The 19,904-nt window shown below is 61.9% G+C and carries 18 protein-coding genes and 1 pseudogene; 9 read left to right on the plus strand and 10 right to left on the minus strand.

Annotated elements, in window-relative coordinates; translation table 11 throughout:
* Positions 1–3: 3 nt before the first annotated feature.
* The gene (locus tag QMK33_RS04305) at positions 4–384 is read right to left on the minus strand and encodes a T9SS type A sorting domain-containing protein (RefSeq protein ID WP_283563324.1); all 381 of its coding nucleotides are present in this window, start codon (positions 382–384) and stop codon (positions 4–6) included.
* A 139-nt stretch (positions 385–523) separates the two neighbouring features.
* On the opposite strand from QMK33_RS04305, the gene QMK33_RS04310 reads away from it, so the two are divergent.
* Positions 524–1,675, plus strand: coding sequence for an NAD(P)/FAD-dependent oxidoreductase (locus tag QMK33_RS04310; protein WP_283563325.1), 1,152 nt, complete (start codon positions 524–526; stop codon positions 1,673–1,675).
* 204 nt (positions 1,676–1,879) lie between these two features.
* Positions 1,880–2,989 (plus strand): type III polyketide synthase, encoded by a 1,110-nt coding sequence (locus QMK33_RS04315; RefSeq protein ID WP_283563326.1) that lies wholly within the window; start codon positions 1,880–1,882, stop codon positions 2,987–2,989.
* Between the two features lie 58 nt (positions 2,990–3,047).
* On the opposite strand, the gene QMK33_RS04320 is transcribed toward QMK33_RS04315, so the two are convergent.
* Both QMK33_RS04320 and QMK33_RS04325 read right to left on the minus strand, forming a co-directional pair.
* A complete protein-coding gene (locus QMK33_RS04320) occupies positions 3,048–4,034 on the minus strand; it encodes a DUF5694 domain-containing protein (protein WP_283563327.1) in 987 nt (328 codons plus the stop codon).
* A gap of 670 nt (positions 4,035–4,704) precedes the next feature.
* Positions 4,705–5,184, minus strand: coding sequence for an outer membrane beta-barrel protein (locus QMK33_RS04325; RefSeq protein WP_283563328.1), 480 nt, complete (start codon positions 5,182–5,184; stop codon positions 4,705–4,707).
* A 52-nt stretch (positions 5,185–5,236) separates the two neighbouring features.
* On the opposite strand from QMK33_RS04325, the gene QMK33_RS04330 reads away from it, so the two are divergent.
* From QMK33_RS04330 to QMK33_RS04340, 3 genes are all read left to right on the plus strand, one after another.
* Positions 5,237–6,007: a LytR/AlgR family response regulator transcription factor gene (locus QMK33_RS04330; protein ID WP_283563329.1), complete on the plus strand. Its 771-nt coding sequence runs from the start codon at positions 5,237–5,239 to the stop codon at positions 6,005–6,007.
* The gene (locus QMK33_RS04335; RefSeq protein WP_283563330.1) at positions 5,986–7,290 is read left to right on the plus strand and encodes a hypothetical protein; all 1,305 of its coding nucleotides are present in this window, start codon (positions 5,986–5,988) and stop codon (positions 7,288–7,290) included. The genes QMK33_RS04330 and QMK33_RS04335 overlap by 22 nt, the downstream gene beginning before the upstream one ends.
* 233 nt (positions 7,291–7,523) lie before the next feature.
* Positions 7,524–8,249 carry a hypothetical protein gene (locus QMK33_RS04340; protein WP_283563331.1) on the plus strand — a complete coding sequence of 242 codons (726 nt, stop codon included), beginning with the start codon at positions 7,524–7,526 and terminating at the stop codon, positions 8,247–8,249.
* A gap of 426 nt (positions 8,250–8,675) precedes the next feature.
* On the opposite strand, the gene QMK33_RS04345 is transcribed toward QMK33_RS04340, so the two are convergent.
* Positions 8,676–9,194, minus strand: coding sequence for a hypothetical protein (locus QMK33_RS04345; RefSeq protein WP_283563332.1), 519 nt, complete (start codon positions 9,192–9,194; stop codon positions 8,676–8,678).
* A 452-nt stretch (positions 9,195–9,646) separates the two neighbouring features.
* Positions 9,647–10,363: a methyltransferase domain-containing protein gene (locus QMK33_RS04350; RefSeq protein ID WP_283563333.1), complete on the minus strand. Its 717-nt coding sequence runs from the start codon at positions 10,361–10,363 to the stop codon at positions 9,647–9,649.
* A 120-nt stretch (positions 10,364–10,483) separates the two neighbouring features.
* Here QMK33_RS04350 and QMK33_RS04355 point away from each other — a divergent pair, with 120 nt between their 5' ends.
* Entirely contained in the window at positions 10,484–11,365 is an 882-nt protein-coding gene (locus tag QMK33_RS04355) for an NHL repeat-containing protein (RefSeq protein WP_283563334.1), read from the plus strand.
* Between the two features lie 147 nt (positions 11,366–11,512).
* Here QMK33_RS04355 and QMK33_RS04360 read toward each other — a convergent pair whose 3' ends face one another.
* Positions 11,513–12,742 carry an NAD(P)-dependent oxidoreductase gene (locus QMK33_RS04360; protein ID WP_283563335.1) on the minus strand — a complete coding sequence of 410 codons (1,230 nt, stop codon included), beginning with the start codon at positions 12,740–12,742 and terminating at the stop codon, positions 11,513–11,515.
* A gap of 287 nt (positions 12,743–13,029) precedes the next feature.
* On the opposite strand from QMK33_RS04360, the gene gcvP reads away from it, so the two are divergent.
* Together gcvP and QMK33_RS04370 are read left to right on the plus strand one after the other, a co-directional pair.
* The gene (gcvP, locus tag QMK33_RS04365) at positions 13,030–15,957 is read left to right on the plus strand and encodes an aminomethyl-transferring glycine dehydrogenase (RefSeq protein WP_283563336.1); all 2,928 of its coding nucleotides are present in this window, start codon (positions 13,030–13,032) and stop codon (positions 15,955–15,957) included.
* Positions 15,958–16,200: 243 nt separating this feature from the next.
* A complete protein-coding gene (locus tag QMK33_RS04370; RefSeq protein WP_283563337.1) occupies positions 16,201–16,824 on the plus strand; it encodes a DUF4136 domain-containing protein in 624 nt (207 codons plus the stop codon).
* 62 nt (positions 16,825–16,886) lie between these two features.
* Here the strand turns inward: QMK33_RS04370 and QMK33_RS23565 are convergent.
* The 4 genes and pseudogenes from QMK33_RS23565 to QMK33_RS04385 form a co-directional block, all read right to left on the minus strand.
* A pseudogene (locus QMK33_RS23565) lies at positions 16,887–17,069 on the minus strand (type II toxin-antitoxin system RelE/ParE family toxin); the annotation flags it as partial.
* A 61-nt stretch (positions 17,070–17,130) separates the two neighbouring features.
* On the minus strand, positions 17,131–17,346 hold the full coding sequence (locus tag QMK33_RS04375) for a hypothetical protein (protein ID WP_283563338.1): 216 nt from the start codon (positions 17,344–17,346) through the stop codon (positions 17,131–17,133).
* Between the two features lie 30 nt (positions 17,347–17,376).
* Positions 17,377–18,279, minus strand: coding sequence for a lipoyl synthase (gene lipA, locus QMK33_RS04380; protein WP_502867046.1), 903 nt, complete (start codon positions 18,277–18,279; stop codon positions 17,377–17,379).
* A gap of 77 nt (positions 18,280–18,356) precedes the next feature.
* Positions 18,357–19,202 (minus strand): hypothetical protein, encoded by an 846-nt coding sequence (locus QMK33_RS04385; protein WP_283563340.1) that lies wholly within the window; start codon positions 19,200–19,202, stop codon positions 18,357–18,359.
* A gap of 77 nt (positions 19,203–19,279) precedes the next feature.
* Between QMK33_RS04385 and QMK33_RS04390 the strand changes: the two genes are divergently transcribed.
* The gene (locus tag QMK33_RS04390) at positions 19,280–19,699 is read left to right on the plus strand and encodes an OsmC family protein (protein ID WP_283563341.1); all 420 of its coding nucleotides are present in this window, start codon (positions 19,280–19,282) and stop codon (positions 19,697–19,699) included.
* Positions 19,700–19,904 lie beyond the last annotated feature (205 nt).

Below are 19,904 nucleotides of genomic sequence, written 5' to 3' on the forward strand. Positions count from 1 at the left end.
AATCTAGCGAATAACGAGCTTGCACAGCTGGCTGGCGTTGTCGGCCTCCAGCTTTACGTAGTAGAGGCCATTGGCAAAGCGGCTGAGGTCCAGCGTTTTGGTGTAGCGCTCGTTGAGTTCCGTGAGGGTTTCGCGGTACATCACCGTGCCGATGACGTTGATAATGCTCACATCTACCTTCCGGCCTTCGAGGCCACTGATGGTAAAATGTACAATTCCGGTGCTGGGGTTGGGGTACACCACCAGCGTTTTATCATCGAGGGTAGGGCGGGTAACGGTTTGGTGCGCGCCAATTGGCGGTGCGGCCTGGGCCTGGGTGGCCTGCCCTAGGCACAGGCCCAGACTCGTAACACACAGTAAGACAAAAAGTAGGGGTTTTTTCATAATATAGTCAACCAGAACACAATAGCCGGATGTGATGAAAGTAAACGAAGAGCCAGCATTTTGGTTTCACAAAAGTACGGCTACCAGCTTGTTAATATACGTGTAATTATTCGAAGGCGGTTTTTTTACCGGTCAACCCGTGGCTTTACCCGATAACTCTCTTATTCACAGCCCCGCGGCCCTGGTGCTGGGCGGCGGCCTGGCGGGCCTGGCGGCCGCCCTTGACCTGGCCGGGCGCGGCCACCGCGTGGTGGTGGTGGAGCGCCGCCGCTACCCGTTTCACCGCGTGTGCGGCGAGTACGTAAGCAACGAGGTGCTGCCCTACCTGCGCCGGCTGGGGGCCGACCCGGCGGCGCTGGCCCCGGCGGCCATTGGGCGGTTTGGGCTGTCGTCGCCGGGCGGGCGCGTGCTAAGTAGCGCGCTCGACCTGGGCGGCTTCGGCGTGAGCCGTTACCAGCTCGACGATTATTTATACCAAAAATCTGTTGCCCAGGGAGTTGAATTTATTTTTGCCACCGTGGCCGACGTGGGGTTCGATATCGCCGCCGACCAGCACCAGGTAACCCTGGCCGATGGCCGCCAGCTGGGGGCGCGCCTGGTACTGGGCACCTATGGCAAGCGCGCGGCCCTGGACCGGCAACTGGGCCGGCCGTTTTTCAACCAGCGCTCGCCCTACCTCGGCGTGAAACACCACCTGCGCCTGCCCGGCTTTGCGCGCGATATCATTGAGCTGCACAACTTTAAGGACGGCTACGCGGGTATTTCGGCCATTGAAGGCGACAAGCTGTGCTTTTGCTATCTCACCACCCGCGCCAATCTCAAGGCGGGCGGCGGCACCATTGCGGCCCTGGAGGGCGAGGTGCTGGCCCGCAACCCGCGCCTGGCCGACATTCTGGGCCACGCCGAGCGCCTGTATGCCCAGCCCGAGGTTATCAACGAGATTTCCTTCGCCCCCAAGCAGCCCGTGGAGCAGCACCTGCTGATGGTGGGCGACGCGGCCGGCCTCATCACGCCGCTGTGTGGCAACGGCATGGCCATGGCCCTGCACGGGGCCGCGCTGGCCGCGCCGCTGGCCAGCCGCTTCTTGCGCGGCGAGCTGCCCCGCCCGGCCCTGGAAGCGGCCTATGCCCGGGCCTGGCAGCAGCAGTTTGGCACGCGGCTGCGGGTGGGGCGGGCGGTGCAGGGCCTGTTTGGCGGGCCAGTGCTGAGCGAGCTGGTGGTGGGCGGCCTGCGCTACTGGCCCGCCGCCGTGCGCGCCCTGATGCGCCAAACCCACGGCACCGAATTTTAAGCTGATTATAAGGAGGCTTCTTAGTGCGTCAATTTAGTATGAATCAATGAATTATCTGGACAGCATTCCACTACCCGGAATAAAAGCTCCGGAAAATCGGCCAGAAACTTGCTCCCCGCCGCCAAACCAGCCGCCATTACGTAACTAGCAGCCCGCGGCCCACTGGCCCACCTCCCGATTTCTACCTCATAACTACCAGACGCAATGCCCAGCTACCTGGGTGCCATCGGCACCGCTACTCCTGCCCACCGCTTAGCCCAGCCCACCATTGCCGGTTTCATGGCCGGGGCGCTGGAACTGGACGCGGCCGGCACGCGCAAGCTGGGGGCACTGTACCGGGTATCGGGCATTGCGCACCGGCACTCGGTGCTGGCCGATTATGGCCGCGAACACGGTGACTACGAGTTCTTTCCGAATACGCCGGGCCTGGAGCCGTTCCCGAGCGTGAGCCAGCGCATGGCCGCCTACCGGCGCGAAGCCCTGCCCCTGGCCCTGGCCGCCGTGCAAGACTCGCTGCGCCAGGCGCCCGATGTGGCGCCGGGCAGTCTCACGCACCTCATCACGGTGAGCTGCACGGGCATGTACGCGCCGGGGCTGGATATTGAACTGGTAACTACTTTAGGATTAAATACTTCCATACGCCGCACCTGCGTCAATTTTATGGGCTGCTACGCGGCCGTGAATGCCCTGCGCCTGGCCGACAGCCTGGTGCGGGCCGACCCCGCCGCCCGGGTGCTGGTGGTGAGCGTGGAACTGTGCACCCTGCACTTCCAAAAAAGCCACGAGCCCGACCACCTGGTGAGCAACGCGCTTTTTGGCGATGGCGCGGCGGCCTGCCTGGTGTTGGGGCAGCCGCTGCCCGGCCGCAGCCTGGCGCTGCGCGCCTTCCACTGCGGCCTCGCGCCCGAGGGCACCAAAGACATGGCCTGGCACATCGGCGACTTTGGCTTCGAGATGACGCTCTCGGGCTACGTGCCGGCGCTTATTCAGGGCGGCATCGGGCAGTTGCTGAACGAGCTGCTGCAAGACTTGCCGGTGCGCCGCGAAGACATCCGGCACTTTGCGCTGCACCCCGGCGGGCGCAAAATACTGGAAGCCATTGAGAAAGCCTTACAGCTGAGCAAAGACGACAACCGCTACGCCTACCAGGTGCTGCGCGACTACGGCAATATGTCGTCGACCACGGTACTCTTTGTGCTGCGCGAACTGCTGGCCGACACCACCCCCGCCGACGCGGGCGCACCGGTGCTCAGCTGCGCCTTCGGGCCGGGGCTGACCATGGAGGCGATGCTGCTGGAGGTAGTGGCGGAGTAAGTTTTTACGCGTTGGGAACGACCGCTGCCAGCACGTAATTTTAATAACATCAGTACCCTTATTCGGGGCAGCCAACCGGCTTCGCGTTTAGCAGGTCCGGCACCGAAACCAGCTCTACATCGGTGAACGTGCGCAGGTAGGCTTCCAAAAAGGGTTTGTGAGCCGCCCCAACGATTAGCAGGGCCCGGCCGCCCGGCACCGGGGCTGTGGCCTCCCGCATGGCCACGGCCATGCGCAGGTTCTGGGCTTCCCAGGCAGCAACCTGCTGCCGGCCAACGCGGCCCATTTTCTCACTCCGAAGCATTGAAAACCACTGGGCATCAGCGTCTAGCTCCGCAAAGCGCGGCGAATTTTTCCACTTCAGCACGGGCATGACTTCGGCGGCGGTGGCCATCTTCATAGCTTCCTCCGGCACCGCGTGAAAAGTGGGCGTGTTGTGGTTGAATAAGTCCACCTGGCTGGGCTCCGCGGCAACCGCGGCCTTCAGCGCAGCAAAGTCCGGCTGGGTTACGTCGCTCAGATGGTCCCCGGCTCCATACACCCGCTCCAGGCCCAGGTCTGCCGCCAGACGAGCGGCCATCGAGGACATTTCATTGCGCAGACTGGCCCAAAGGTGGAGCTGTTTGGCCAGTGCGGGGGAAACACCATCGGCCCCCACGCGTTCGGCCACCGGCAAACGCAGCCATTGAACGGTTGCGGACAACGGTTCGGCCGCCGCCACGAACAGGCCCGCCAGGTGCCGTCGTTCCGCTGGGGTCAAGGCGCCTTTTTTGAAAAGCTCGTTGGCCTGCACGAGTGCCTGGGCCGCCGTCAGGTGCAGGGCGGCTTGGGCGGTTTTTGCCATCTCCAGGGTCGGGCCCGCGTACTGGCTCGCCGTGCCATGGTAGGCCGCGTACGCATCAAGGCCCATAACTTGCTCCCCCGACATGGCCTCCGTCAAAATAATATCCGGCTGATAGGCACGCAGGCGACACAGAACCGGTTCGAGCCAAGCAAGCTGAAAAGTAGCCGGCGCAGTGTCGAGGTGGCCGAGGCCAAAAACCATCACTTTGGTTGGCGCAATGGCTAGTTTTTGCTTGGCCGCCGCCGGGTCAAACGGGTGTTGGGCACTGCTGCCGGGTAGTTGTTGAGTAGAAGAAATGCTCGTTTGAGTTGCTTTACAAGCCGCCAACGCTAACAGCAGCCCAACTAATAGTCCGCCCACGATAGCTTCTTTACTGAATAAGTGCCGGCCTGAATTGGCTGCATGGGCAGCTGAGGAAGAGGACTTTTTACGAAAGAAAGACATCAGTACGTAGTCTAGTTGGTGCAGCCAGCGATAGGCTTCAAATATGCCACCAATAAAAGCTACCTCAAAAAACAGGAGTTGAAATGGAGAAGTGTGACGCCGGCCATAGCCCGCGCTGGGAGGCCAAAACCGTCCTCAATTCACTGGCAGCTTACTAGTATAGAAAACTTATAGTAGTCTTTAGGTTGGCGTACGAGGCGGGCTGCTGGTTTTTCGCCAGCTGTCCGCTCTTCGTTCACGTCGCTTGCTCCTTCAAAGAGCGGACAGCCGGCCCAACCCCGGCAGCCCGCCCCGTACGCATCCAGTACACCAGGCTAGTTTATTCATAAAAATTTGACTATCAGTTAGTTAAAATAAAGAATCGGCGAGCGCGGGGCCAGTTAGTGGCCACCGGTGCTCCCTGGCTACTCTGTGCTGGCCCGGCGGGCTAGTTGTCCATGCGGGCCTTTTCGGCTTCGATGCCGGTGTCGCGGCGCGGGCTGGCTTTCACATTTCTATTGCCAAACTTGTAGCTGAAGTTCAGGCGCACGAAGCGGCTTTCGGCCTTGTTCACGGTGTAGGAGTTGAGGCCGGCGGCCAGCACATCGGCGCGGCGCTGCTGGGTGTTGAGGAGGTCGGAAACGTTGAGCGTGAGCGTGCCCTGGTTGTGCAGCACCGATTTCGACACCCCCACGCTGCTGCTGAAGCTGGAGCGGATGGCCCGCCCGCCGAAGGTCATGGGCGACATATACATGGCCGACACCTCGGCCCGGAAGCCCTGGGGCAGCACCAGCGTGTGGTTGCTGGAGGGGAAGGCGGCGGGCCGGGCGGCGCTGAGGCCGGCGTTCACGGTGCCCGTGTTCACTGTGGCATAGGTTACGCCTAAGATGTTCATGGTCTGCCACTTATCATTCAGCAACGGCTTCATTAGGGTCAGGGTGGGGTTGAGCTCGTTGACGTTTCTCGAAAACTACTTTGAGATGAAGCAGCGTAAGCACGCCGGGGCCAGCAGCACCTTCGTGGCCGGGGGCGCCGAGCTGGCCGGGCTGCACGTGCCGCCGCCGCTGCCACTGGTCGAGAACAGCTTCAAGCACGGCCGCCACCATTTCAGCGAAGCGGCCAGCGTGGTGGCTACCCTCACGGCCGGGCCGGGCACGCTGCACTTCACTATCGAAAACGACATGCTGCCCGTACCGCCGCCCGCCACGCCGCCGCCCGCAGCAGCGGCATCGGCCTCCACAATATCCGCCGGTGGCTGCACCTCTACTACCCCGGCCGGCACGCGCTGCGGCTCTCGGAGCACGGCGGCCGCTACCGCGCCGAGCTTACTTTGCACCTCCTGCCGCACTAGCCGCGCCAGCGCGGCTCCCCGCTTCCCTCTATCTACCCCCATGCGCGGCCTGCTGAAGGTGCCGCACCGCGCCATCAGCTACGTGGAGGGCTGCAAAGACTACGTGAAGGTGGTAACGACCGCCAAAACCTACCTGCACCACGCCACCCTAAAGGAAATGGCCGAGCTGCTGGGCGCGCCCTTCGTGCGGGTGCACCGCTCGTTCATCGTGGGGGCGGCCCACATCAAGCTGCTCCAGCCCGAGCAGCTGGTGCTGGCCGACAACACGGCCATCCCGTTGGGCCTGTCCTACAAGGCCGAGGTGGGCGCGTATTTCAAGAAGGGAGGGCCGGAAGGGAGGCGGGTAATTTCTTCTCAACCATCTACTTACGCTATATTATGCAGCCTATCAATACGTTGAGAAGATACTTTCGCCAGTCGGCCAGGCTTGGTACGGGGCGGGCCTACCTCCTGGCGCGGGATAATCCCGACGTCGATTTCTCGGCGGCTATCATCGAAGTCGCGCTCAAAAACTTTGCCTACGACGGGCAGGCCGAGGGCAGCCGGGCGCAGTACGTGTTTGCCCTCTACGGCCTGTCGAAGCACCAGGCCCGCATTCGCCGCGCCGTACTCGCGGGCCTGGCCACCGAGCACGACGATACCTGGACGCTGCAGCAGCTGTTTGAGCTGGCGCTGCTGTTTGCCCAGCACGGCGATGCCCCGGCCCGCCAGGCCATGTACCACCGCTTTTTGCGCAAGCCAATTCACGGTTCCGACTGGGTAGGCGCGCGTGAGCTGATGGCCCTCGATGGCCTGGCGGGGCTGCGGTACGTGGCGCAGAAATTTGGCCGCGCCCTGGCCAAAAACCCCGATGACTGGCAGGATGACCACCTCATTAAGTCTTTTCAAGAGGATAACCCGACCCTCGATGCCTGGGCCGACCTGCGCCACGCGGCGCAGCACGACGACAACGTGCGCCGCTACCTGCACAACGTAGAGGCCACGCGGGCCCGGCAAGAAGCCTACCAGCGGCCGGCCCGCGAGCTCCCCGGCAGGCAAGAGATGATTGAGGTGCCCCGGCAACGGGCGCTGCCTTTTTTATTCAGGAAAAAATTACAACCCACTGACCTCGAGTATTTTGCAAAACGGCTGCTGACCGAGAAAAGCAAGGCAGTTATAGAGAATATCCTGTTCGTTTTCGGCGAGTTCAAGTACCCGCTTGACTACCGGCTCATCTTGGAGCTGGCCCGGCAGCAAGCGCGCAGCCGCTACCGGCTGGCCGAGTTTGCCACCGCTGCCCTCCAGCACCTTAGCGCCCCCGAGATAAGGGCTTTTGCGTTGCAAAAGCTAGCCACTACCACCCGGCCCAGCCAGTATACCGACTTGTTAATCAGTAACTACCAGACTGGTGATGCTGGCTTGCTCACGGCCATTGTGCAGCGCTCCCACCACGAGCACACGCTCGAACAACTGGCTTGTAGCTACGTGGCTATTTATGAGGCTACCAAAACGCCCGAGTGCGCGCCCCCCCTGCTGGCCCTGTACCACAAGATGACGTGCGGCATTCACCGCAGTGAGGTAGTGCGGCTGTTGCTCGAAAACCAGGTGCTGCCCATCTGGCTAAACGAGGAGCTGCCCTTCGATAGCTCCGCAGAAACGCAGCTGCTGCACCAGCCCACAGGCAAAGCGGCCAGTGCGCATTGAGATGGTTCTCAGGCCAAGGCACAACTTCTATTGGGGCAGGCTGCTGGCTCACCGAGCGCACGAGTGGCGCCCGCCGCCACCCTCGCCCAGGCCGGCGCGCCTGTGCTGAGCTGCGCCGCCGGGCCGCGCCGCACGATGGCGGCCCGGCTGCTGGAAGTGGCACTGGGCTTAGGGCAATTGCTTATCTTGCCGGTAATTAGCGCGACACGCACTGCTGATTTCATGCTTAGACTATGAAGATACTTCTCCGCCTTGGGGTTACGGTTTTAGCTTTGGCCGGGGTGCGGGTGCCGGCGGGCGCGCAGGCCGTGGCACCGGGCCACACGCGCACGGTGGTGCTCAAGCTTTCGCCCATTGACCTGCTCATTCCGCACAACGCCAAGCTGTGGCTCGGGGCCGAAGTGAAGCTGGCTCCCCGCCTGAGCTGGCAAACGGACCTGGGCTACATCTTTCGTAGCGATGCGCTGTTTGATTTATCCAGCGAATTTCCCGACCTGGCTTTTCGAACCACGGACCGGAGCCGGCTCAACGTGGGCATTAAAACCGAACTGCGCCGCTACTGGGGGCGCGACAAGGGCCTGAACGGGTTTTACGGGGCCGCGCAGCTTTACTACAAGCAGGTCTACTTTAACAGCAATACCGCGCCCGGCTACGACTGGCATCGGTACCAAAGCAGCATCGGCCTTGTGCCGCTGGGTAGCTTCTGGCAGGCCGACCGCCGCGGCCCGGAAACCAACTACCACATCAGGGACCAGGAGGCGGGCCTCAACCTCAAAGTTGGCTACCAGCACATTTTCAACCGCTTGGCCCTGGACCTGTTTTTGGGCGTGGGTCTCAACAATGAGCGGCAGCGCCAAGACCTGGGCGAGCCCATCCCCAACCCAAAGGTGAACTATGGGGGTAGTGGCTTGTGGCTGCCGCTGCCCGTGGCAGGGGGCAAGCTGGGCTACGCTTTCTAGAACAAGATTTTGCGCTGTATACCAGCTTATTAAGGCTTTTTAGCGCCTGGTTGGCGGTAGGGTTGCCAGGCTGCGCCAGCCATCTACCCCAGCAAATTGCGCCAGGCGCTAGCTGCGGCCGGCTCCATTACCACCTGCTGTTAGGCAGCGCCTTCGGGTAAGCGCCGCCGGGAGAGCAGCGCAGACTTTGCGAGTTCGCGCTGCCCGCTGCTGCGTAAGCGCAGTTGCTGCCTGCCACCAAAACGCCCACCGCAGCTCGTGCTGCCCGCCTAAGGCTAGCTTTTCAGGTACGGGAAAGAGCCATTTGCAGTACGTTACAAAGGTTCGTCTTCTACAACGGGCGGATTTACACGCTAAGCTCTCCGGCAGAACTTTATCAGCGGGATACCCTGCCTGGCCACGCGCGAGGTTGCCCGTGGGAAGCAATCAGGGGTGCACATCTGTAAACACGCCGGCAACAAACGCACTCCTGGGGGAAGTAGCGGTAGCAGGGTATTCGCCGCCAAACGTGCCGGAAAAGCCGCCGGTGCTGGTCGTTTTCAGGGTGAGGTTGACCCCGAGAGTGTAATTGGTATAAGCCGAGCCGGTGGCGGGGTTGTGCCGGAGCACGTCGATACCGGGGCTGGGCAGCGGCCGAAAGGCAGCGTCGGATTCGGGGAGGAACTTGATGAAAGAGAGGCTGAACAGGAGTGGGCTGGCGGTTGAAGCCGTCGTGCTGGTGCACGTAATGGTCAGCAGTTCCGCCGGGTGGTCGCCAGTGGCGTCGAGTAGGTGGTAAGCGGGGTTGCGAATGGCTTTGGCCGTGCCCGTGGCGGGGCGCCCGTCCAACGTGTAAGAGCAGGTGTTGGGTGCTGGAGCAGGCGCAGGAATGTCTTTGTGCGAGCAGGCCCAGGTGCTGATTGCTAGCGCCAAGAGCGAGGGATAGCGCAAACGAGTAGTAAACATGCGCAGCGGAGGGCTAGAAAAGGATTGACAAACTGGGCGTTGTGAAACGGGGACTAGCGCGTGAGAAAGCTGAGAGTATCAGGCGGGACGAGGCAGGGTGGTAGTTTGCGGTAGCTGGTTGCAATTTAAAGGGCAAAGCCGAATCAGTTGGTCCAATAACGCTTCGGTAACGCGAGCATTTCTTATAAGAAAAATGCCACGCCAGGCAGCTCACTTAGCGCGGGTTTCAGGTTAGTGTACATTTTTTAACTGAATTAAAAATCTGAATGTCAAATTTTTAATTCTTCATTTTTAATTCATTATATCAAGTATAAATGTGCTTTAGGTAAGCCAAAAGTCGCCCTTATTTCAAGACTCGTCCTGCAAGCAGGATTATGTTAGCAGACCTGCGCAGTTGTAGAAACCGCGCCTCCAACTACCAGCTGCAAATGACGGGGAAATTACCCGCCACCTCACCCAGCCTTTTCCCTGAAAACAATCACCTGCCAGCGAAACGCCCAGCGCCAGCGCAGCTCATAGTTCGTGATGCCCGCCTGGGTTAGCAGGCGCTGCCAGTCGGCCCGCGAAAAGGCGCGGGCTACCGAGAGCGGCGCGTCGTTTTGCACCAGGCGCGAGCCCCCGAATAGCCTGGTTAGCAGCTTGATACTATAGTAGGCCAGCGGGTGGCGGTGCAGGTCATTGATAACCACGGCCACTTGCGCCTGTTGGTGCCAGCGGCGTAGCAATTCTACCAGCTCAGCGTCGGTGAAGTGGTGGCAGAAGAGGCTGGCCGTGAGCACGTCGTAGGGCTGGGCAGCAAATTCGGGCGAGAAAATATCGACCTGGCGGTAGCTGATTTCAGGGTAGGCCGCGCTTTTGGCGGCGGCATAGCTGAGCATGAATTCGTTGGCGTCGATGCCCGTGAGCGCTACGGGCTGGCGCTGGCGGCGGGCCCAGCCGGCAATGTGGCGCAGGGTGTCGCCGCCGCCGCTGCCCAGGTCGGCCAGGCGCAGGGGGCGGCCCGGCGGGAAGCGGGGCCGCAGGCAGGCCAGCGCGTGCAGCACCGGCTGGTAGCCACCCAGCCAGGTGTTGATGGTTTCCAGCTCGTCCAGGTTTTGCCGCAGCTCGTCGGTGGCCAGAGTGAGGTCGTCCATCAGCTCGGGGGTGGTGGCGCGGGTCGCAAAATTCATGTGGGCAAAGGTGCGAACGGAAACCGTAGCGGACTTATTATCACTAAAGAGATAAAGATTAGCAGATTATCAGGAACGCCGACTATCTTTGAAACACTTACGCGCGCACTTCCCTGCTTGGTGAAAACAACTTTACTACTCACTATTCTACTAGCTGCGGGGTTCACGGCCAGCCGGCCCCCCGCCCCGCCCGCCGTGCCGTTCGGCTATCCCGACGGGGTGGCCGTGGATGCAGCCGGCAACGTGTACGTGGTGGATACCGACAACCACGCCGTGCAGAAGGTCAGCCCCACGGGCGAAGTCAAGCTCCTCACCGACAGCGCCCTAACCTACCCTACGGGCATTGCCGTGAGCGCCGCGGGCCTCGTGTACGTGGCCGATGCCGGCACCCACCGCATCGTGCGCATCAGCCCCGAGGGGCAGGTAACTACCCTGGCCCATAGCCGCAGCCTGGTGTATCCCACGGCCCTCTGCCTCGACTCGGTGGGCAACCTCTACCTAGCCGATGCCGGGGCCGCGCCCCACAGCGGCACCGTGCAAAAAGTAAGTCTGCGCGGGGCCCTCACCACGCTGGCCGCGGGCTTCAACAAGCCCACCGGCATCGCCCTTGCCCCCGGCGGCCTCCTCTACGTAGCTGATACCGAAAATAATACGATAAAGCAGGTGACGGCCACCGGGCAGGTAACGGTGCTGGCCACCGGCCTCAACCACCCGCGCGGCTTGGCCCTGGAGGCCAGTGGCACGCTGGTAGTGGCTGATACCTACGGCAACAGCATCCGGCGCGTGAGCCCCACCACGGGCCAGGTAACGCCACTGGCCGATGGCTTCCGGTTTCCGGCGGGCGTGGCCACCGACCGGGCCGGGGCCGTGTACGTGAGCGACACGGGCAGCGGCTCGCTGCGCAAAATCAGCCCTGCCGGGCTGGTGTCGACGCTGGCCGGTGGCTCGCCGCCCGTGCCGGCCGCCAGCACCGCCGACAGCACCTCCACTACCAAGCAGTAGGCTATTGATTAACAGTTTTTTACAACAAAAAAAGAACGCCATGCTGAGCTTGCCGAAGCCGCTCTACCACGCCGTTGGGTTGGTAACCTGTGCGGCGTGGTAGAGCGGCTTCGGCAGGCTCAGCATGGCGTTCTTTTACTTTGCTGTTCAAGCCACGTAATCAGCCAGATACGCGTAGCGGGGCTGCAGCTGCCCGCCTTTAGTAATGGTGGCGCGGGCCAGCACCCCGGTGGCGTCGCCGCCCACGAGAGCCGGAAAAACCTGGTCAAGCAGCTGCCGGCTGAAGTCGCGGCTGGCGTTGCGGGGCAGCTCGCAGGGCAGGTTGTCCACGGCCATCACGGTGATGGTGCCGGCCGGCGCGTATGCCTCCGTGAGCTCACCGGTGGCGGGCACGTAGTCGAAGGCGGGCTGCTCGATGGTGGTGCTGCGCTGGGTGAGCGGAATGGAGCCGTTCACGTCGCAGGTAACGTCGGCCACAGTATTTATCTTAAAATCAGCTTGTTGCGTATCAACTGCGGTGAAGAGGCGCGGCGCGGCAGGGTCCCAGTAGGCGCAGGCGATGAGCAGGTCGGTTACGGGCAGGAACTTGCCGAACGTGGACTCGTAAGCGGCCGGCTCGTGGTGAAAATTGGCCGTGTCCCACACCCGGCCGTCGCGGCGGCGGTTGTAGTCGGAGCTGCGCAATTGGGCAAACACGGGCTCGTTGAAATCGAGGTAGAGGTAGTCGTACACGCTCACCTGCCGGATGCCCATGCGGCCCAGCACTTCCAGCGCACCCTGCGCCACCCGGCCCGAGCCCGTCACGGCTATCTTGATGGGTGGCAGACGCTTAACCTTGAAAAACTCCTCCTCCATGTCCTCCATATCCACGCACTGCCAGGCTGGCTTAAGCCGAAACAGGCCGTGCTTGCGGCCGTAGGTGAGCAGGCCGTTGTAGGCCCCCACAATGCCCGCCCAGTGCCCAAACGCCACCACGCGCTGGCCGGCCGCGTTGGTCAGCAGCTCGTAGTCAATCAGCGTAATGTTCTCTTTCAGAATGGTTTGCAGCAGCGGGCGGTTGGCGGGCTGCTTCTTGATGGTGTGCGAGAAAAACAGGTACGTTTTGCCGGGCAGCAGCGCGGCCACGGGCACTTCCTTCACGCCGAGCAGCACGTCGCAAGCGGTCATATCCTCTTCCACTTCCAGGCCCAGGTCCAGGTACTCCTGGTCGGTGAAGGCGCGGTGGGGGCTGGGCTGCACCCGCACGCGCAGGCCGGGGTAGGCATCTTGCAGCTCGACGCATTTTTTGGGGGTGAGGGCCACGCGGCGGTCGGGTGGGGTACGGCCTTCGCGCAGCAGGCCAATGAGGGTGGGGTGGGGCATGGAAATGGGGAGCATGGTAGAGCGCCCGTCATTGCGAGCGCAATGAAGTGGAGCGCGGCAATTTTTCCTTCACGTCAGGGTTAGCAATTCTAACGCCGCGAACGACCAAGGAAAGATTGCCGCGCTCCACTGCGTTGCGCTCGCAATGACAGACGGTGTTAACGGGACAGACGGCATTAACGGAGCGGGCGACGTTAACGGACGGGTTAGGCCCCAAAACTACACCCCCGCCCCGACCAAACGGGGCTTACCTTTGTTAAGGAACAAGTTGCCAGTCTTCTCCCCTACCCCAGCCCCCGTTTATGTCGTTTAAATTCAAGCCCGCCGACGTGTTTGAAACCCGCCACAACGCCCCCACCAGTGCCGACCAGCAGGCCATGCTGCGCGCCATTGGGGTAGCTTCTGTGGAGCAGCTCATTGCCGAAACCGTGCCCGCCGCCATTCGGCTACCCGAGGCGCTGGCCCTGCCGCCGGCCCTCAGTGAGCGCCAGTTTTTGAAGCGCTTCAAGCAGATTGCCGGCCAGAACAAGGTGTATAAGAGCTACATCGGCCTGGGGTATCACGACACCACGCTGCCCCCGGTTATCCAGCGCAATATCTTGGAGAACCCGGGCTGGTACACCGCCTACACGCCCTACCAGGCCGAGATTGCCCAGGGCCGCCTGGAGGCGCTCATCAATTACCAGACCCTGATAATTGACCTCACGGGCCTGCCCATCGCCAACGCCAGCCTGCTCGACGAGGCCACCGCCGCCGCCGAGGCCCTGCACCTGCTGCACTCGCAAACCAAAAAGAAAAACGCCACCAAGTTCTTCGTTTCGGAGCAGGTATTGCCCCAGACGATTGACGTGCTGCGCACCCGCGCCACGCCGCTCGGCATCGAGTTGGTAATCGGCGACCACCGCACGGCCGACCTCAGCGATGACGCCTTCTTCGGCGTGATGGTGCAGTACCCCGGCGCCAACGGGACGATTTTTGACTTTCAGGACTTTATCGCTAACGCGCAGACTAATAACCTGTTCGTGGTGATGGCCGCCGACCTGCTGGCCCTCACGCTGCTAACGTCGCCGGGCGAGCTGGGCGCCGATATCTGCGTGGGTTCGTCGCAGCGCTTTGGCGTGCCGATGGGCTTTGGCGGGCCGCACGCGGGCTTCTTCTCGTGCAAGGACCAGTTTAAGCGCGTCATTCCGGGCCGCATTATTGGCCAAAGCATCGACGCGGCCGGCAACAAGGCCTATCGCATGGCGCTGCAAACCCGCGAGCAGCACATTCGGCGCGAAAAAGCTACCTCCAACATCTGCACGGCGCAGGTGCTGCTGAGCGTGCTGGCCGGCATGTACGCCGTGTACCACGGCCCGGCGGGCATCCGGCAGTTTGCCGTAAACACGCACTTATTTGCCCAAACGCTGGAAGCGGAATTGAAGGCCCTGGGCGTGGAGCAGCTCAACAGCCACTACTTCGACACCCTGAGCCTGCGCCTCGAAAGCCACGAGATGCAGCAGGCCCTCAAGACCGAAGCTGAAGCCGCGGGCATCAACTTCCGCTACTACGAGGATACGCTGGTGGGCATTAGCCTGCACCAGAACGTGGAGATTGAAGACGTGCGCGACATCGTGGACATCTTCGCCAAGGTGCTGGGCAAGGAGGTAGCCACCCCGGCCGCCCCCGAGGCCGAAGCCGAACTGACGCTCACCTGGCCCGAGCACCTGCAACGTACCAGCGAATACCTCACGCACCCAGTGTTTCATTCGCACCACGCCGAGCACGAGTTGCTGCGCTACATGAAGCAGCTCGAAAACAAGGACCTGAGCCTCGCCCACAGCATGATTCCGCTGGGCTCGTGCACCATGAAGCTGAATGCCACGGCCGAGATGATACCGGTAACCTGGCCCGAAATAGGCCAGTTGCACCCCTTCGCCCCGGCTGACCAAACCGTTGGCTACCAGCAGATTATTAAAGACCTGCAAGCCTGGCTCTGTGAGGTAACCGGCTTCGCGGCCGTGAGCTTGCAGCCCAACTCGGGCGCGCAGGGCGAATACGCGGGCCTGCTGGCCATTCGGGGCTACCACGCGGGCCGCGGCGACACGCACCGCACGGTGGCGCTTATTCCGGCCTCGGCCCACGGTACCAACCCCGCCTCGGCCGTAATGGCCGGCATGCAGGTAGTGGTGGTGAAAAGCACCGACGACGGCAACGTGGATATGGACGACCTGCGCGCCAAAATTGCGCAGCACGCCGACCGCCTCTCGTGCCTCATGGTGACCTACCCCAGCACGCACGGCGTGTATGAGGAAACGATTATCGACATCTGCGAGCTCATTCACCAGGCCGGCGGCCGGGTGTACATGGACGGCGCTAATATGAACGCCCAGGTGGGCCTCACCTCGCCGGCCGCCATCGGGGCCGACGTGTGCCACCTGAATCTGCACAAAACGTTCTGCATTCCGCACGGCGGCGGCGGCCCCGGCGTGGGCCCCATCGGCGTGGTGGCCGACCTGGAGCCCTACCTGCCCGGCCACGTAGTAGTGCCGGTAGAGGGCCGCACCAGCGGCGCAGTTTCGGGCGCGCCGTGGGGCTCGGCCAGCATTTTGCCCATTAGCTACGCTTACATTGCCATGATGGGCGGCGACGGCATTACCCGCGCTACCGAGCTGGCTATTTTGAACGCCAACTACATCAAGGCCCGCCTCGAAGAGCACTACCCCGTGCTCTACACCGGCAGCCAGGGCCGGGCCGCCCACGAGATGATTCTCGATTGCCGCCACTTCAAGAAAACGGCGGGCGTCGAGGTAGAGGATATTGCGAAGCGCCTGATGGACTACGGTTTCCACGCGCCCACGGTGAGCTTCCCGGTAGCGGGCACGCTCATGATTGAGCCCACGGAGAGCGAGAGCAAGCTGGAGCTTGACCGCTTTTGCGAGGCCATGATTGCCATTCGCAAGGAGATTACGGAGATTGAGGAAGGCCGCGCCGACCAGAAGGATAACGTGCTGAAGCACGCGCCCCACACCGCCGCCACCGTACTCGTGCACGACTGGACGCGTCCCTACTCGCGTGAGCAAGCCGTGTATCCGCTGCCCTACGTGCGCCAGGCTAAGTTCTGGCCCAGCGTGAGCCGCATCGACTCGGCCTACGGCGACCGCAACCTCATTTGCAGCTGCACGCCGATGGAGGAGTACGTAGACGAGGTAGAGCACATGGTACCGGCCGATAAAGGCCCGTCGTACTAGGGTGTAGCGCGGACTTTTAGTCCGCGAGTAGTACCAACGCACAGGCGGACTGAAAGTCCGCGCTACTTTAAAAGAAACGCCCGGTTGCGCACGCGAAAGCGGCGCAGCCGGGCGTTTGGCGTGGTGGGCGGTTGGCTAGCGCATTTAGTCGGCTTGCCTACTATTTTTGGAACATTGGCCAGGCAGGTAGCGTTAGCTACCTACTCCCGAGTACGGGTTTTATTCCGCTAGCTTTCAACTTATATGAACCGTATCACGCATCTTCTGGCCCGCCCAACCGCTATGGTTGTCACGAGCCTGGCGCTGTCCTTCGGGCTCGTCTCCTGCGCTACGTCGGCCAACGTCGGCGTGTCGAGCGACTTTGACCACGCGGTCAATTTCCGCGCCTACAAAACCTGGGCCTGGTACCCCAAGCAGGCCAACGACACTGAGGGCGGCCCGGCCAAGGGCTACGAGTCGTTCACGGACCAGCGCATCCGCGATGCCGTAGCTAAAGACCTTACTGCCAAGGGCCTGACCGAAACCACTACCGCGCCCGATGTGTACGTAGCCTATAGCGTGCGCGTCGAAAACAAGCAGCAGCAGGGCGGCTACGGTGGCTACGGCTACCCCTACGGCTACGGCGGATATGGGGGCTACGGCGGCTACGGCGGCTTCCCCTACGGGGGCGGCGGCGGCTACAACTACAAAGCCGGCACCGTTATCATCGACATCGTGGATGCCCGCCGCAAGGAGCTCGCCTGGCGTGGCACGGGCCAGGCCCAGCTCAACCAGAACAGCATTTCGGAGGAAGAGACCTACCGCATCGTAAACAGCGTGCTGGGCAACTACCCGCCCACCGACCAGCGCCGCCAGGCCGTGCGCTAAGCGACTGACGACAAGTATATTACGCAAAAAGCCTCGCCAATTTGGCGAGGCTTTTTGCGTTCTTACTGATTTTGCGCTTGGTGCACTACTGTAAAAATCTCAATTTGCGTACTACCAACATAATATACCAATCGATAGCTGAGGATAAACAGTTCACGCACTGGCTTGAGCTTAACCTCCGGTAATGCCCGCCCCAGGAAAGGCGAATCGGCTAACGAGTTGCCGCGGGTAATTAGCGTATCAGCAACTGTTTCAGCCTATTGTGGTGACGTTTGCCCTAGTTGGCCACAAGTGTCCGCTAGCATCTCAAGCGCGTCGGTCGTCCAGTGGACTTGCATTCGCGGCGCGTAGTTTAGTCAAATAAGCCTTTGCTTGCTCAGCTGGGATAAGACGCCCTTCTTTACTCGCCTCAATGCCCCGTTCAATTGCCTGCCGCACGTAAATTTCGTAGGCAACATCTTTCCAAGTAGCTTCTCCGGAAAGCTGCTCGGCCAAAGCGTGTACTTGCTCGCGGATTGACATAATGCGCAGGAGTAAGCTGTTGAAAACGAATTAAATCGGCACGTTTACGTGGCGCTCGGCGTGGTAGCTGCTGCGCACCAGCGGGCCGCTTTCTACGTACTTGAGGCCGCGGGCCAGGCCTTCTTCCTTGTAGCGGGCGAAGGTGTCGGGGTGGATGAACTCGGCCACTTCGAGGTGGCGCTTGGTGGGCTGGAGGTACTGGCCTAAGGTCAGGATATCGAGGCCGTTGGCCACGAGGTCGTCCATGGCCTGGTGCAGCTCGTCGGCGGTTTCGCCCAGGCCCAGCATAATGCCCGACTTGGTGCGGTGGCCCTGGAGCTTGGTGCGCCGGATTTGCTCCAGGCTGCGGTCGTACTTGCCCTGGGGGCGCACGAGGCGGTAGAGGCTGCCCACGGTTTCCATGTTGTGCGAAATCACCTCCTGGCCGCCCGAAATCATCACGTCGAGCGCCGCCCAGTTGGCTTTCACGTCGGGTATCAGGGTTTCGATGGTGGTTTCGGGGCTTAGCTCCTTAGTAAACACCACGGTATCGCGCCACACGCTGGCGCCGCGGTCCTTGAGCTCATCGCGGTTCACGCTGGTGAGCACGGCGTGCTTCACCTTCATGAGCGAGATGGCCTGGGCCACGCGGCGGGGCTCGTCGAGGTCAAGCTCGGTGGGGCGGCCGGTGGCCACGGCGCAAAACGAGCACGAGCGCGTGCAGATGTTGCCGAGTATCATGAACGTGGCCGTGCCTGCGCCCCAGCACTCACCCATATTGGGGCAATTGCCTGACTCACAGATGGTATGCAGCTTGTGCTCATCCACCAGCTTGCGCACGGCGGCGTAGTCGGGGCCAATGGGCAGCTTCACGCGCAGCCAGTCGGGCTTGCGCGGGCGGGCCGGCGCGGCGGGCGCCAGCGGTTCGGCCTGAATAATGGGCAGGGTGAGCAGCATCGTATCCATCTTTTCTAGTAATAAAAATCAGTTGTCATGGCGAGCGCAATGACACCTAAAAGCAGCCCTCAAAATTAGCTTCGGTGGCCGATGTACAACGTGAGGTAAACCGACGGGAAGAACTGGCGGTTCAGGCTATTGGGGTCGGCGGGGGCGGGCGGGTTCAGCATGAGCAGGCGCTTGGTGTAGGCTTCGAGCAAAAAGCCTACCTCGGCCCCAGCCACGGCATCGCGGTAGCGGCCATACTCGAAGCTGAGCGCCCCGCGCAGGTGCGCGCCGGGCACCACCTGGGTTTGGCCGATGCCGCTGAACAGGGGTGCGCGGTCGTAGATAAAGTTCTGGTTGGCGTGCTTCGCCGGGTCGTAGGCCTCGTCGGTGATGATGTCGGACGGCCCGAAGGCCCCGTTTTGCTGCGCCGTGTAGTCGAAGCTGATGTGGTAGGGCATGAGCAGGCCCAGCGACGGGCCGGCGCTGAGCAGGCCGTTGACCTGCACGCCCGCATCGGCCGCCTTGCGAAACAGAATGCGCTGAATACCAATGGAGGGCCGCAGCGCAAAGGCGTAGTTGGACTTGTAGCGCTTGAACGAGCCGCCGGTGTAAGGATTGGTAACATCCTGCTCCTTAGGGTTTTTGAACGACACGCCCTCCAGACTCCAGAAGCGCAGCCAGCGCTCGTCGAGCACCCGCGCCACCCGCACATTGACGCCCCCGATGAGGCCGCCCTGGGTGTTGAAGTTGATGCCAAACACGGTTTCGCGGCGGTACGACTGCTCGTCGGAGGGCATGGCCAGCGGCGCGGCCTGAAAGGTGGGGCCCACCGGGGCGGGCGTGGGGCTAGGAGCTTGGGCGCGGGCCGAGCGGCCGGCCGTGGCCAGGCCCAGCACCAGGCAACCGGCGGCAATGACGTGCGTCTTGTTCATAGAGAAGTCAAAAATACCTGCTGGCGTGGCTTTTACCACGCAGCTTCTTCCTAACGCGGCCGGGGTAGCTTTGTAGTATGAGCACGCCCCACACCACCGCTACCGCCCGCTACGAGGGCCACCTGCGCACCGAAGCTACGCACACGGCTTCGGGCACTGTTATTCAAACCGATGCCCCAGTGGATAACCACGGCCGCGGCGAAGCGTTTTCGCCTACCGACCTCGTGGGCACCGCCCTGGGCACCTGCATTCTCACTACCATGGCCATCGTGGCCGAGCGCCACCAAGTAGACTTGGTAGGCAGCTCCTTCACGATGGAAAAAATAATGAGCCAGGAGCCACCGCGCCGCATTGCGCAGCTCACCATTGAGCTGCACCTGCCCGCCGCCCTCAGCCCCGCCGACCGCGCCCTGATGGAACGCACCGCGCACACCTGCCCCGTGGCTCTGAGCCTGAACCCCGAACTCAAACAAGAGGTTCGGTTCGTGTACGCCTAGCGCACCCTGCGCCCCTATTCTCGCCGCCCCGAAACTATCGGGGCGGCTTTTTTATGCCCGATTGTACATAATTTTTCCTTAAGTGTACATAATTTCGGCATTTAGTATACATTTGCTATCCGAACCTGGGTGGTACCGGGCTGATTTTGTGGCCGTTTTGGCCGATTTTTTCCCCTTTACCCCCATCACAATGGTTCTACTCATT

This window comes from Hymenobacter sp. H14-R3, assembly GCF_030063445.1.
In the GTDB taxonomy this organism is placed as follows: Bacteria; Bacteroidota; Bacteroidia; order Cytophagales; family Hymenobacteraceae; genus Hymenobacter.

What these genes read in the sequence shown, in the direction of transcription:
- QMK33_RS04370 (WP_283563337.1), top strand. Translation starts at nt 16,201, where the DNA reads ATGAACCGTATCACGCATCTTCTGGCCCGCCCAACCGCTATGGTTGTC.
- QMK33_RS04320 (WP_283563327.1), bottom strand. Translation starts at nt 4,034, where the DNA reads ATGGTTTTTGGCCTCGGCCACCTCGACACTGCGCCGGCTACTTTTCAG.
- QMK33_RS04350 (WP_283563333.1), bottom strand. Translation starts at nt 10,363, where the DNA reads ATGAATTTTGCGACCCGCGCCACCACCCCCGAGCTGATGGACGACCTC.
- QMK33_RS04375 (WP_283563338.1), bottom strand. Translation starts at nt 17,346, where the DNA reads ATGTCAATCCGCGAGCAAGTACACGCTTTGGCCGAGCAGCTTTCCGGA.
- QMK33_RS04340 (WP_283563331.1), top strand. Translation starts at nt 7,524, where the DNA reads ATGAAGATACTTCTCCGCCTTGGGGTTACGGTTTTAGCTTTGGCCGGG.
- QMK33_RS04385 (WP_283563340.1), bottom strand. Translation starts at nt 19,202, where the DNA reads ATGAACAAGACGCACGTCATTGCCGCCGGTTGCCTGGTGCTGGGCCTG.
- gcvP (WP_283563336.1), top strand. Translation starts at nt 13,030, where the DNA reads ATGTCGTTTAAATTCAAGCCCGCCGACGTGTTTGAAACCCGCCACAAC.
- QMK33_RS04305 (WP_283563324.1), bottom strand. Translation starts at nt 384, where the DNA reads ATGAAAAAACCCCTACTTTTTGTCTTACTGTGTGTTACGAGTCTGGGC.
- QMK33_RS04345 (WP_283563332.1), bottom strand. Translation starts at nt 9,194, where the DNA reads ATGTTTACTACTCGTTTGCGCTATCCCTCGCTCTTGGCGCTAGCAATC.
- QMK33_RS04360 (WP_283563335.1), bottom strand. Translation starts at nt 12,742, where the DNA reads ATGCTCCCCATTTCCATGCCCCACCCCACCCTCATTGGCCTGCTGCGC.
- QMK33_RS04330 (WP_283563329.1), top strand. Translation starts at nt 5,237, where the DNA reads ATGAAGCAGCGTAAGCACGCCGGGGCCAGCAGCACCTTCGTGGCCGGG.
- QMK33_RS04315 (WP_283563326.1), top strand. Translation starts at nt 1,880, where the DNA reads ATGCCCAGCTACCTGGGTGCCATCGGCACCGCTACTCCTGCCCACCGC.
- QMK33_RS04390 (WP_283563341.1), top strand. Translation starts at nt 19,280, where the DNA reads ATGAGCACGCCCCACACCACCGCTACCGCCCGCTACGAGGGCCACCTG.
- QMK33_RS04335 (WP_283563330.1), top strand. Translation starts at nt 5,986, where the DNA reads ATGCAGCCTATCAATACGTTGAGAAGATACTTTCGCCAGTCGGCCAGG.
- QMK33_RS04325 (WP_283563328.1), bottom strand. Translation starts at nt 5,184, where the DNA reads ATGAAGCCGTTGCTGAATGATAAGTGGCAGACCATGAACATCTTAGGC.